Here is a 14,190-nt window from a genome sequence, read left to right on the forward strand (position 1 = left end):
ACGTTGAAAAGACTTTTAATTTTAGAAGATGGCACGGTATTTGAAGGGGAAGGCTTTGGCGCTGAAGCGAATGTCGTAGGTGAAGTTGTCTTCACAACAAGTATGACAGGCTATCAGGAAACCATTACCGATCAAAGTTTCAATGGGCAAATTATCACATTCACCTATCCAATGGTGGGAAATTACGGAGTCAATCGTGATGACTATGAGTCAATTGCGCCGACCTGTAAGGGCGTAATCGTTAAAGAGCATGCACGATTAGCTAGCAACTGGCGGAATCAAATGACTCTTGATGAATTTTTGAAACGTAAAGGGATTCCTGGTATTGCCGGGATCGATACACGAGCTTTAACAAAAAAATTACGCAGTGTGGGAACAATGAAAGGCAGTATCGTAGACCCAGCCGATCAATTCGAGCACTCCTTTGATCAACTAAAAGCGACCGTCTTACCGACCAATCAGGTCGCACAAGTCTCAACAGTGACGCCTTATCCCAGCCCAGGTGTTGGACGCAATGTAGTAGTCATTGACTTCGGTCTAAAACATAGTATCCTGCGGGAACTATCACGTCGCGAATGTAATTTGACGGTGATGCCTTACAACACGGATGCGCAAACAATCTTGGATCTTTGCCCTGACGGCGTCATGCTGACGAATGGCCCTGGCGATCCAAAAGATGTTCCAGAGGCAATCGAAATGATCAAGCAAATTCAAGGAAAGGTTCCGATCTTTGGCATCTGTCTTGGTCACCAGCTGTTCTCATTAGCAAACGGCGCGGATACTTACAAGATGAAATTCGGCCATCGCGGATTGAATCATCCAGTACGAGAAATCGCAACAGGACGAATCGACTTCACCTCACAGAACCATGGTTTTGCAGTCGATGAAGCAACGATCGATCCAGAGAAATTAATGGTTACACACGTAGAGGTCAATGATGGAACCATTGAAGGTGTTCGACACCGTAATTATCCAGCTTTCAGCGTGCAGTATCATCCAGACGCTGCACCAGGTCCTCATGATGGGGTTCACCTATTTGACGAATTTATGGAAATGATGGATGCATGGAAGGAGCAAGCATAAATGCCAAAACGTACAGATATTAAAAAGATCATGGTGATCGGTTCTGGACCGATCGTGATCGGACAAGCCGCGGAATTTGATTACGCCGGCACACAAGCTTGCTTAGCGTTAAAAGAGGAAGGCTATGAAGTTGTCTTAGTGAATTCAAACCCTGCGACGATCATGACCGACCAAGAAATCGCGGATACCGTTTATATCGAGCCCATTACTTTAGAATTTGTTTCCCGCATCCTGCGCAAGGAACTGCCAGATGCGATTCTGCCAACACTTGGCGGACAAACAGGCTTGAACATGGCGATGGAATTAGCCGATTCAGGCATTTTAGATGAATTGAAGATCGAATTACTAGGAACAAAATTATCGGCAATTGATCAAGCGGAAGATCGCGACTTGTTCAAACAGCTGATGGAAGAATTGAACCAGCCAATTCCTGAATCTGAGATTGTCAACACAGTCGAAGAGGCAGTGGCTTTCGCCAATACGATCGGCTATCCGATCATCGTGCGCCCAGCCTTTACTTTAGGTGGAACTGGCGGCGGTATGTGTGACAATGAAGAAGAACTTCGGACAGTGGCTGAAAATGGCTTAAAACTTTCCCCAGCCACTCAATGCTTGATTGAAAAATCAATCGCTGGCTTTAAAGAAATTGAATACGAAGTAATGAGAGACTCCGCAGATAATGCAATCGTCGTTTGTAATATGGAAAACTTCGACCCAGTGGGGGTTCATACTGGTGATTCGATCGTCTTTGCACCAAGTCAAACCTTGTCGGATTATGAATATCAAATGCTGCGAGATGCGTCATTATCGATCATTCGCGCATTGAAAATCGAAGGCGGCTGTAACGTGCAGCTAGCGCTCGATCCACATAGCTTCAATTATTATGTCATTGAAGTAAATCCACGAGTTTCCCGTTCGTCTGCCCTAGCAAGTAAAGCGACTGGTTATCCAATCGCGAAGCTGGCTGCAAAAATTGCAGTTGGGCTGACTTTAGATGAAATGAAAAATCCAGTAACTGAAACGACCTACGCAGAATTCGAACCAGCATTAGATTACGTAGTTGCAAAGATTCCTCGCTGGCCTTTCGATAAGTTCGAAAGCGGCGAACGAGTGCTCGGTACACAAATGAAAGCCACAGGGGAAGTCATGGCGATCGGTCGTAACATTGAAGAATCCTTGCTGAAGGCTGTTCGTTCACTGGAAATCGGCACCTACCACGCGGAATTACCAGAATTAAGCGACGTTACCGACGATGAATTGACAGAAAAAATGGTCAAAGCTCAGGATGATCGATTGTTCTACTTAACCGAAGCAATTCGCCGCGGCTATTCCATCGAAGAAATCAATGAGCTGACTAAAGTTGATTTGTTCTTCTTAGACAAACTGCTCCATGTGGTTGAGCTTGAAACGGCATTAGCGCAAAATAAGAAGGACATCGATCTGCTGAAGCAAGCAAAACAAAATGGCTTTGCCGATGTGAAAATCGCTCAGCTTTGGAACATGACTGCAACAGAAGTTCGCGATTTCCGAATCGCTGAAAAGATTGTTCCAGTGTATAAAATGGTTGATACCTGCGCAGCTGAGTTTGAATCACAAACGCCTTACTTCTACAGCACATACGAGTTCGAAAATGAAAGTGTTCGTTCGGAAAAGGAATCAGTCCTAGTTCTAGGATCAGGTCCCATTCGAATCGGACAGGGAGTGGAGTTTGATTACGCGACAGTCCATTCAGTAAAAGCCATTCAAGCAGCTGGCTACGAAGCGATCATTATGAACAGCAACCCTGAGACAGTTTCAACAGACTTCTCAGTTTCAGACAAGCTGTACTTCGAACCCTTGACGCTAGAAGACGTAATGAATGTTGTGGAGTTGGAGCAGCCAATCGGTGTTATTGTCCAATTTGGCGGACAAACGGCGATTAACTTGGCAGAGCCGCTCGTAAACAGCGGTGTTAAAATTCTAGGAACAACCATCGAGGACTTGGACCGAGCAGAAGACCGGGATCAATTCGAGCAAGTTCTTCAAAGCTTATCAATTCCTCAGCCGCCAGGTGACACGGCGACAAGTGCCGAAGAAGCAGTGAAGATCGCTGAAAAAATCGGCTACCCAGTTTTAGTACGTCCAAGCTATGTACTAGGTGGACGAGCAATGGAAATCGTTGAGAATCAATCTGACTTAGAAGATTACATGGCGAATGCCGTGAAAGCCTCACCAGAGCACCCAGTTTTAGTGGATCGCTACTTAATCGGAAAAGAATGTGAAGTCGATGCGATTTGTGACGGTGAAACGGTTCTGATTCCAGGGATTATGGAACATATCGAACGTGCTGGGGTTCACTCTGGCGATTCAATGGCCGTCTATCCACCGCAAACTTTTTCAGATGAGTTGAAAGCGACCATCGAAGATTATACTCGTCGTCTAGCACTTGGTATGAACTGTATCGGTATGATGAATATTCAATTCGTCATCCACAACGATGAAGTCTTTGTGATCGAAGTGAATCCACGAGCTAGCCGTACAGTACCATTTTTAAGTAAAATTACAAATATTCCGATGGCTCAAATCGCAACGAAAGCCATCCTTGGTCAAAGCTTGAAGGAATTAGGCTATCAAGACGGATTGTATCCTGAAAGCGAGATGGTACATGTCAAAGCACCAGTCTTCAGCTTCACGAAATTGCAGAAGGTTGATACTTACTTAGGACCTGAAATGAAGTCCACTGGTGAAGTCATGGGAACTGATCGAAGTTTGGCTAAAGCTCTTTATAAAGCTTTTGCTGCGGCAGGCTTACACTTACCTGATTTCGGCGCTGTCTTATTTACAGTCGCGGACGAAAACAAAGAAGAGGCCTTAGACTTAGCGAAACGCTTCAAAGATGTGGGCTATAGCTTAAGTGCTACCGCAGGCACCGCTAAATTCTTAGAAGAAAATGGTTTAAATGCAAAAACAATCGCCAAAATTTCCGAATCAGACGAAAACAATGTCATTGATTTGATTCGCAGCGGTGAAGCACAGGTTGTAATCAATACCATGGATAAAAATCGCCAAAACGCGTCAGAAGACGGCTTTATCATTCGTCGTGAGGCTGTTGAGCATGGCGTACCGTTGTTCACCTCACTAGACACAGCGGACGCAATTTTACGAGTGATGGAATCACGGGCGTTTTCAATTCAAGAAATTTAATTTTTGCAGAGTGAAGCACGCTTCACTCTGTCGATTTATAGGGAGGCCGTTATGAAGCAGGAAATGATGACGATTGTTCGTCAACAAGAGTTAGCACCGAGAATCTATGAGTTGGTTTTAGCTGGAAAATTGGTCCAACAAATGACTATGCCAGGGCAGTTCTTGCATATTCGTGTACCGAGAAGTGATTTGTTATTACGTCGCCCAATCAGCATTAATCAATACGATCAAGAAGCGGGAACCTGTACGATCATTTATCGTGTTGAAGGCGATGGAACGAAATATTTTGCTGAAATGTCGGCTGGAGAAAAGCTAGATGTCATGGGGCCATTAGGTCATGGCTTTGAGATCGACGAGCTGAAGGCCGGGGATACAGCATTCGTTGTCGGTGGAGGGATTGGCGTTCCGCCTTTGTATCAGCTTTCTAAAGAGTTAAAGGCAAAAGGCGTGAAGGTGGTACACTTTCTAGGTTTTGGTACACAGGAAGTCGTTTATTATGACGAGGAATTTCAGCTGCTTGGTGAGACACACTTTTCAACGGATGACGGAACCTTTGGTGTTCAGGGGAATGTTGGAAATCTTTTAATGGCAGAGTCTAAGCAACCAGATGCTGTCTTTGCCTGTGGAAATAACGGCTTGTTAAAAACAGTGGAACAATTATATTCAAACGTCGGGAATGTACAACTTTCGCTAGAATCTCGTATGGCCTGTGGGATGGGTGCATGCTACGCGTGTGTCTGTCATGTACCTGAAGATGAAAATAAAAGTGTCAAAGTATGTGAAGACGGTCCCGTTTTCCAAGCAGGGGAGGTCATCTTTTAATGAGTATTGCAGTCAAATTACCAGGACTAGACTTGAAAAATCCAATCATGCCGGCAAGCGGCTGCTTTGGATTCGGTAAAGAGTATGCAGATTATTACGATTTGAATCAATTAGGCGCCATCATGATCAAGGCAACCACGCCCAAAGAACGCTTTGGAAACGCGACACCTCGAGTTGCAGAAACACCAAGCGGCATGTTGAATGCTATTGGTCTGCAAAATCCTGGCATGGAGGTCGTGCTGAAGGATATTTTACCGAGTTTGGAAAAATACCAAGAGCTGCCAATCATTGCAAATGTAGCAGGTGCTTGTGAAGAGGACTATGTAGAGGTGTGCGCCAAAATCGGTGATGCTCCTAACGTCAAAGCGATCGAATTAAATATTTCTTGTCCAAATGTTAAACACGGAGGAATTGCTTTTGGAACAGATCCAGAAGTGGCTTATCGTTTAACGAAGGCAGTTAAAGAAGTGGCGACGGTTCCTGTTTATGTCAAGCTAAGTCCAAATGTTACAGATATCGTACCTATTGCAAAAGCGATTGAAAAAGGCGGCGCAGATGGCTTTACTATGATCAATACGTTATTGGGTATGCGCATTGATCTGAAAACTCGTCAGCCAATTTTGGCGAATCGGACGGGTGGCTTGTCAGGTCCTGCAATCAAACCTGTAGCGATCCGCCTGATTAATCAAGTGGCCGCAGTCAGCGAGTTGCCGATCATCGGAATGGGCGGTGTTCAAACAGTGGATGATGTACTGGAAATGTTTATGGCAGGTGCTAGTGCGGTCGCAGTTGGAACTGCTAACTTTACTGACCCATATATTTGCCCGAAACTAATCGAAGAGTTGCCAATCCGTATGGCGGAGCTGGGAATTGAATCCTTAGAGCAGCTAAGACAAGAAGTTGCCAGTTCAACTTTTCGCAGTTAACATAGAGCGAAACCCAACGATTCGTTTATCCAAGATCAGCGACAGAAATCTAGTTGAATGGTATGCGGATCGAAAATCAGACTTATTTTTCTGCAAAGAAAAGTAAATACATTAAAATGAGAAAGGGAGGGTTCTGATGGAACAACGACCGATTATCGCTTTTGACTTTGCTTCGAAGCAGGAAATCGAGAAATTCTTGACTCACTTTCCGCTTGACGAAAAATTATTCGTAAAAATCGGCATGGAGCTTTTCTATCAAGAAGGTCCAGCAATCGTTAAATTTTTACGTCTGCAGGGACATGATATCTTCCTTGATTTGAAGCTTCATGATATCCCTAACACTGTACAAAAAGCGATGCGCGGAATCGCAAAAATGGGGGTAAAAATCACGAATGTTCATGCGGCTGGCGGCATAGAAATGATGCAGGCGGCTAAGCAGGGCTTGATCGAGGGAACAAAAGAAAATCAAAACGTACCGGAATTGATCGCAGTGACGCAGTTGACTTCAACTAGTGAAGAGCAAATGCATGAGGATCAGCTAATTTCGGTTAGCCTAGAAGAAAGTGTCTTGCATTATGCAAAGTGCACAGAAAAAGCAGGACTAAACGGGGTTGTTTGCTCCGCACATGAAGTAAAAAAAATCCATGAAGCGACAAACAATGATTTTATCTGCTTAACACCGGGGATTCGTCCACAAGGAGCTAGTGTGGGGGATCAAAAACGCGTGATGACACCTGAAAAAGCGCGAACGATTGGTTCTAATTATATTGTTGTTGGAAGACCGATTACCCAAGCAGAAGATCCTTATCAAAGTTATTTACAAATCAAAAAAGAATGGAACGGTGAAGCATAGATGATTGCAGAACAAATCGCCAAAGATTTATTATCAATTGAAGCAGTGTCCTTAAGTCCTGATGAACCTTTTACATGGGCAAGCGGACTAAAATCGCCAATTTACTGTGACAATCGTGTAACGATGAGCTATCCAGAAGTTCGTCGCGCGATCGCTCAAGGGTTAGCAGCAAAAATTAAAGAAGAATTTCCAAATGTCGAGGTAATCGCAGGAACAGCAACAGCAGGAATTCCTCACGCTGCATGGGTCGCTGAGATTTTAGATCTACCAATGGTTTATATTCGCAGCAAAGCCAAAGATCACGGACGCGGAAATCAGATTGAAGGACGCATCAAAGAAGGCCAGAAGATGGTCGTGATTGAAGATTTGATTTCAACTGGTGGAAGTGTCTTAGAAGCAGCGGCGGCAGCTAAAGGAGAAGGCGCAGATGTTCTAGGAGTGGCAGCGATCTTCACTTATGAATTAGCTAAAGGAAAGAATAATTTTGAAGCGGCAGAGATGCCATTGGTTACATTGACCAATTATTCTACTTTGATCGAAAGTGCGCTTCAAGAAAAATACATCACTCAAGAACAACTTGAATTATTGAAGAAATGGCGCAAAGATCCAGAAAACTGGTTGAACTAACTAAAAAGCATCTTCGGGTGCTTTTTTTGACTTTAAAGGAAGTATAATATTTTAACAGCTTTTCATCTGTTTGTTTTCCTAATAAACTAGAAATATGAAACCTAGTATTTTCCACGTCATTTTCACGATCGATGAAGGTTTGTGTGAGATTTTCCTAAAGGGGAGGTATCGATGAGTAAAGACTCTTTTGCCGCGCTGATAGGATCAATGGGCTATCACACATTTCTTTTGTTTCCTTCCGCGTTTATCCTGTCGCAAGAAGCTCACGAGCCAAATTGCTGTCGAACAAAAAAATCTTTTCGGTCTTGATTGTTCCAATGAAATTGGAAGATAATGAAGTTGATAGTTTCCATTTTCTGGTTTCAAGAAGTTGACTGATTGCGAGACTCTAAAAGCAGATGAAAAATTTTTCCTGATAGCGGCTGTTTGAAGTTCAGACGCACCTTTTTTAACAATTATTAATAAAAGCTGAATGATAATGGAAGTAAGGGGGGGAACACATTGAAGGATCATTTAACACAGTTGCAGGAATTTTGCTTACTTTTCAATCGCTCGATGAATTTACCCATCCACATATTTGAAAAAAACAAATGGCTAAGTACCTACCCGGAGCACATATCCTGTTTCAAATTGGCGACAAAGTATAAAGATGAGTTATTAAATAAAAGAGATCAAATTGATTTTATTGTCACGAAGCAATTTGTCCACTACGGAATTATTAACCTGATAGATTCAGATTTTTCACTTATCATTGGTCCAGTATCGAGTACATCGAATTCGATCGAATCCGTCAGAGGAATCATGGAGGAGGAGAATATTTCTTTGATATTTATCAAAGAATTTATCGATTTCTTCCAACAACTGCCGATCTATTCTTTTCCGCAATTTCTGAATATTCTCTGTTTTATCAACTTTACCTGTAACAAAGAGGTGGTAGAAATGGATGATCTGTTGAAGAAGACCGAAGAAGGGTACGAGATTCCAGTTTCTCAGCGATTTACGGATACTTATTTTTCAGCGAAGGAACAAAGCGTCCAAAGAAAAAGCTATTATATATATGGAGAAGAATACCTGCAATATATCCAAGAAGGAAATATCACCGCACTGAAGAAGCTGTTTAAAAAGCGGGTCACATTACATACAGGTGTTTTAGCGGATAACAATATCAGACAAAAAAAGAATTTAGCCATAATAAATACGGCCTTATCTGCAAGAGCGGCCATTAAGGGCGGTATGGACATTGAAGCGGCTTATCAGCTTCATGATGTCTATATCCAAGAAATCGAGAAGAGCTTTGACTACAATAATCTTCACGCGATGCAGCTGAAGATTATTTATGATTTTACCCAACGTGTACAGGAAGCGAAGATTCCTCTAGGCAAATCTTCAGTGATGTATCAAGCGATGCACTATATTACTAGCAACACGAACAAAGCCCTGAGCGTTTCAGAAGTGGCTGAAGCAGTTGGACTAAGCAGAGCCTATTTTTCCTCAAAATTTAAAGAAGAGTTTGGAATGAGTGTCAATTCCTTTATCAACAAATGCAGGCTGGAGGAAGCGAAAAATCTGCTATCATATACCAATATGAGCATTAGCGAAATCAGTAATTATTTGGACTATTCTAGTCAAAGCTATTTTCAACGAGTGTTCAAAGATCATTTTGAATTGACACCTAGACAATTCAGAGATAAAAATCATTTTGTATGAAAAGTAGATGCTACTGAAATCAATCAGAATAACGTGTAAACAGCGAAGGATGTATTGAATCCTTCGCTGTTTTTGTTGTCTGTTCTACAGGGAATACGCAGTAAAATTCAATGCAATTTACTGATTGTATGAACCGACGAATAAAATGGTAGTACTGAATCATGAGCATTTTAATAAGCGGGGATACAAAAAAAGATCCCACGCGACAACGATAAAACCCACACTAAAATTGCACGGGCTACCAATCATCGAAAGAAAAAACAATAATGAAATATATAGAACAAAAATACAATATTCTTAAAAATCTCTATGCTATATTTCTTACTATAGAATTCTATAAAGGGCTTACATATAGGAGGGACGGTAAATAAATTTTATTGAAATTGTTGAAGTTGTTTTTTGGATAAGATAAAGAAGGAGAAGACATCATGGGTAAATATGAACAATTAGCACAAAAAATTGTCAACGAGATTGGTCAAGATAACATTAATAGTGTGACACACTGTATGACACGTTTACGCTTTAAGCTAAAAGATGAGAGTAAAGTGGATGATGAGGGTTTAAAAGCAATAGATGATGTAATAACAGTCGTTCACTCGGCTGGACAATACCAAGTAGTGATAGGAAATAAGGTTCCTCTAGTCTACAATGATATCTGCGAGATTTTAGGTATTACTGAAACTAGTGCAGTCAATGATGAGTCACCAAAGGGAATTATCAATAAATTTATAGATATTATTTCTGCCTGCTTCGCACCGATACTAGGACCAATGGTAGCTGCCGGTATTATCAAAGGGTTAAATGCACTACTGGTCTTTATTATTGGAACTGGCTACAGCGAAAGCGGAACATTTATGGTTTTGAACGCCATCGGTGATTCAATGTTTTATTTTATGCCAGTGATGCTTGGATACTCAGCCGCGAAAAAATTTAATGTCAATCCAGTTGTTGGGATGTTGATTGGTGCGACGCTATGTTATCCGAGCATACAAGCGACAACGCTATCAGCAGGGAAGGCCCTGGGAAGTATTCAGCACCTCGGAGATTATTACACGACTTTTTTAAACATTCCGATGGTAGCAACAAATTATACAAATTCAGTAATTCCTGTCGTGATCGTCGTAGCATTTGCCAGCGTGATACAAAGATACGCAAAAAGATATGTACCCGAGCTGATTCAAAACTTTTTTGTGCCATTTTTAGTTTTATTCATTTCTATTCCAATCGCGCTTCTATTAATTGGTCCACTAGTTGAACTCTTCACAAGTTTATTGTCAGCAGGTTTTACGAACCTATTCAATTTTTCTCCGATCGTTACGGGTGTAATCTTAGGATTTTTCTGGCAGGTCCTAATTATCTTCGGATTACATTGGTCTGCGGTACCGATTGCTATGATTAATCTCACGAATCTTGGCTATGACACGTTATTGATGGTCACTCATCCGGCAGCCTTTGCACAAACAGCAGCCTTATTCGCAATGTTCTTAAAAATGAAGGATAAGAAGAAAAAAATGTTAGCGATCCCGGCTATCGTTTCCGGTCTATGTGGGGTCACAGAGCCATCGATTTATGGGTATACATTGCCTGCTCGAAAACCATTCATTGCCTCTATGATAGGAGCATCAGTCGGAACGGGATTAATGTGTGTCTTAGGTGTAAAACGTTACATCATGGGAGCCGGCGGAGTATTCGGGATGGTCAATTACATTTCACCTGAAGGCGACATCTCGGGTGTACTGATGGCGCTACTATCAATCGCAGTGGCAATGGTGATCAGTTTTGTTTTGACCATGATTCTCTGGAAGGATGAGACGAAGGGAACGGTAACAACTGCAGACATCACTGAAGAGAGTTCTCTATTGTTGTCTCCACTAACTGGAACGGTCATTGATCTAGAACAAGTAAGTGATGCCGTTTTTTCGGAAGGAGCAATTGGGAAAGGAGTCGCGATCATTCCAGAGCAGGGAAAAGTAGTTGCTCCATTATCAGGAAGCATCTCTACCTTATTCCCGACATTACATGCTATCGGAATAAGGGGAGACAATGGGATTGAAGTATTAATCCATCTAGGAATGGATACTGTAAACTTGTCTGGGAGAGGATTTAAATCCTTTGTAAGCCAAGGTGATTATGTGAAACAGGGGGAGCAGCTGCTAGAGGTAGACCTTGATTTGTTGAAAAATGAAGGCTATGAAACACAAACACCCGTAATCATAACCAATTCTGGCGATTTTGGCGATGTATCAGTTAAAAAGTATGGGGAAGTCACGTACAAAGATGAACTAATCAAAGTAAAGAAAGGATAGGAGGACAACCAACGTATGTCGTTTAGTGAAGATTTTTTATGGGGTGGAGCTATCGCTGCGAATCAAGCAGAAGGCGCTTATTTAGAGGATGGAAAAGGGTTATCCATCGCTGATTTACTATTAGGTGGTGATGTGAAAACACCAAGAACCTTTTGCTCAAAAATCCTAAGGGACAGATTCTACCCTTCACACATGGGAATAGATTTTTATCATCGCTATAAAGAAGATATCAAACTGTTTGCAGAGATGGGCTTCAAGTGTTTTCGCACGTCGATCAATTGGGCGAGAATATTTCCCAATGGTGATGAGCAGGAGCCTAACGAAGCGGGATTGGCTTTTTACGACAGTCTATTTGACGAATGCAGAAAATACGGTATCGAGCCGCTAGTCACCCTGTGCCATTATGAAATCCCTTGGGAAATTACCAAAAAATATGGTGGCTTTTATAGTCGAGAGACGATTGATCTCTATGTGAAATATGCGAAAACATGCTTTAAAAGGTATAAAGATAAGGTAAAATACTGGATCACTTTCAATGAAATTAATGCTGGAACAATCGATAAGGGTCGGTACAACGGTGTTGGTTTAGTGGAAGACGAGGATTTGCAGCGGATCGAACCAATTTATAAATCTGATATGATAGATATTCCTCAAAAAAGATGGGAAGCCTTACACAATGAGTTTGTCGCGAGTGCGCGAGCCGTAATTGAGGGGCATAAGATCAATTCAGACTTTATAATTGGATGTATGATCTGTCATATCACTTGGTATCCGTTAACATGTGATCCATTGGATGAATTGGCAGCCCAGAAAAAAGACTTGATGTTTAATGATTTTTGTGGTGATGTTCAAGTCAACGGCATTTATAATCCGGTTGGCCTAGCCGAATTGAAGAAGGAAGGAATCAATCTTTCCTATATTACAGAAGAAGACAAGAAAATTTTAAAAGCCGGTAAGGTAGATATGTACACCTTTTCTTATTACATGAGTAATTGTATCAGTGTAGATAAGGACGCGGAGAAGATTAAAGGGAATTTGCAAGGGGGTGTAAAAAATCCATATCTGAAAGTATCTGACTGGGGCTGGCAAATAGATCCGCAAGGTTTAAAGTGGACGCTATTAAAGATAGCTTCAAGGTATCCAAACATTCCTCTGATGATCGTGGAAAATGGTTTCGGTGCGGTGGATGCCGTTACAAAGGATGGAAAAATCCATGATCAATACCGTATCGATTATCTAAAAGAACACATTTCGGCAATGAAAGAAGCCGTTGAAGAAGGAGCACCACTCATTGGCTACACGTCTTGGGGCTGTATCGACTTAGTTTCTTTAGGGACAGGAGAGTTCCATAAGAGATATGGGTTTATCTATGTGGATCGTCACGACGATGGCTCAGGAAACTTTTCAAGAATGAAGAAAGACTCATTTTATTGGTACAAAAAAGTGATTTCAACGAACGGCGAAAACTTAGAGTAACCAATCGTGAAAACTTAAGTCAGGAATTTCGATCAATCCTGCTTGTTTAGGGAAGTAAGACACCCCCGACAAGCAGGATTTGTTTGTATGTTTTGAAAATCACTTGCTCTGCGAGTGGTTCCGGGGAGCTTCCAGTGTGGTATTAAAAAGACCTCCCAAAATTGATAGAATGATGATGGTTTCCCGACCGCATCACAATCAAAATTAGGAGGTACCCCTTATGAAAAAGGATAATGAAAGTTTAGCACATACGAAATGGAGATGTAAGTATCACATTGTATTATACAGAATTAAAATCCTGCTATGGGAATAGAAAATCTTGGTGTAAAGGATACTATGTGGATACGGTAGGACGAAACAAGGGGAAGATAGCTGAATATATTCGTAATCAGCTTCAAGATGATTACGCAGCAGATCCACTAACCTTATTTGAAGAATATGATCCGCTCACAGGAAAGAAAAACAAGAAAAAGTGGGTAGAGTTTCTTAAAGAATCCGCGAGTAAAGGTGGTACGAGAGGGCGGTCTTTCAGAAAGCCTTTTAGGCTATGGCCGGTAGTGGAGGCTATGATTTGTCTTTTCAGTCAGTTTCACTCGCGGGAGTGAGTGGATGGGGTTCCGTAGTCTATAAATTCAAACTATAAAATTTTTCTTTCACAATCTATCTAAGCGTTTACAACTCAACAATCATTGATTTATCATTATATTTAACAGGAGGTGCACCATGAAAAAATTATGTTTTGTATTAACTGTTAGTATGGGTGTCAATTATATGTCGATATTTCCTTTTCCAATCTATCGGACCTACAATGAATTGAAAGAGTTTTTCTCTGAGGATTATGATGTTTCCATTAACTACCTTAAGGACAAAGAGGCTGTTGATTATTTAGTGGTCCCTGACCCTTGTCCGCCATTTGAAAATGAGGAAAATATTCCAATGATTAAAGTACCGGCAACGTTATTTTATCAAAAGGATTACGAAAAGATGAAGGTATATATTGACAAATTTTTGATGAATGACATTTAAACAAGTCTTCATAGGTGTAGCTGCTCCTTTTTCGTAATCTAGGCTAAAAGATGATTTCAAGAGAATAGATGATTCAGAATGAAATAGATCAAGTTAAGACAGAAGTGAGTAGAAGTAGATAGTGAATGGAGTAAACACTTTTGAATGAATTTGTGATAACTCAGATGATTGGACACAGAAG

The 14,190-nt window shown here is 41.4% G+C and carries 10 protein-coding genes and 1 pseudogene; all 11 read left to right on the forward strand.

Annotated elements, in window-relative coordinates:
- The first annotated feature begins 3 nt into the window (after positions 1 to 3).
- The 11 genes and pseudogenes from IGI50_RS07960 (at position 4) to IGI50_RS08010 (ending at position 14,009) form a co-directional block, all read left to right on the forward strand.
- Entirely contained in the window at positions 4 to 1,083 is a 1,080-nt protein-coding gene (locus tag IGI50_RS07960; RefSeq protein WP_010744830.1) for a carbamoyl phosphate synthase small subunit, read from the forward strand.
- Positions 1,084 to 4,266: a carbamoyl-phosphate synthase large subunit gene (gene carB, locus IGI50_RS07965; RefSeq protein ID WP_311854850.1), complete on the forward strand. Its 3,183-nt coding sequence runs from the start codon at positions 1,084 to 1,086 to the stop codon at positions 4,264 to 4,266. It abuts the gene before it with no gap.
- Between the two features lie 33 nt (positions 4,267 to 4,299).
- Positions 4,300 to 5,088 (forward strand): dihydroorotate dehydrogenase electron transfer subunit, encoded by a 789-nt coding sequence (locus IGI50_RS07970; protein WP_438777580.1) that lies wholly within the window; start codon positions 4,300 to 4,302, stop codon positions 5,086 to 5,088.
- Complete coding sequence (locus tag IGI50_RS07975; RefSeq protein ID WP_010744833.1) at positions 5,088 to 6,014, forward strand: dihydroorotate dehydrogenase; 927 nt, start codon at positions 5,088 to 5,090, stop codon at positions 6,012 to 6,014. Before IGI50_RS07970 ends, IGI50_RS07975 begins: the two co-directional genes overlap by 1 nt.
- Positions 6,015 to 6,150: 136 nt before the next feature.
- Positions 6,151 to 6,867, forward strand: coding sequence for an orotidine-5'-phosphate decarboxylase (gene pyrF / locus IGI50_RS07980; protein ID WP_438776661.1), 717 nt, complete (start codon positions 6,151 to 6,153; stop codon positions 6,865 to 6,867).
- A complete protein-coding gene (gene pyrE, locus IGI50_RS07985; RefSeq protein WP_438776662.1) occupies positions 6,868 to 7,494 on the forward strand; it encodes an orotate phosphoribosyltransferase in 627 nt (208 codons plus the stop codon).
- 501 nt (positions 7,495 to 7,995) lie between these two features.
- Positions 7,996 to 9,201, forward strand: coding sequence for a helix-turn-helix domain-containing protein (locus tag IGI50_RS07990; protein WP_438776663.1), 1,206 nt, complete (start codon positions 7,996 to 7,998; stop codon positions 9,199 to 9,201).
- A gap of 428 nt (positions 9,202 to 9,629) precedes the next feature.
- Positions 9,630 to 11,507 (forward strand): beta-glucoside-specific PTS transporter subunit IIABC, encoded by a 1,878-nt coding sequence (locus tag IGI50_RS07995; protein ID WP_438776664.1) that lies wholly within the window; start codon positions 9,630 to 9,632, stop codon positions 11,505 to 11,507.
- Between the two features lie 15 nt (positions 11,508 to 11,522).
- Entirely contained in the window at positions 11,523 to 12,983 is a 1,461-nt protein-coding gene (locus IGI50_RS08000) for a glycoside hydrolase family 1 protein (protein WP_438776665.1), read from the forward strand.
- A 290-nt stretch (positions 12,984 to 13,273) separates the two neighbouring features.
- Positions 13,274 to 13,456, forward strand: a pseudogene (locus tag IGI50_RS08005) (IS200/IS605 family transposase); the annotation flags it as partial.
- Between the two features lie 250 nt (positions 13,457 to 13,706).
- On the forward strand, positions 13,707 to 14,009 hold the full coding sequence (locus tag IGI50_RS08010; RefSeq protein ID WP_311854858.1) for a hypothetical protein: 303 nt from the start codon (positions 13,707 to 13,709) through the stop codon (positions 14,007 to 14,009).
- Positions 14,010 to 14,190 lie beyond the last annotated feature (181 nt).

This window comes from Enterococcus sp. DIV0170, assembly GCF_051710765.1.
Taxonomy (GTDB): domain Bacteria; phylum Bacillota; class Bacilli; order Lactobacillales; family Enterococcaceae; genus Enterococcus_A; species Enterococcus_A raffinosus.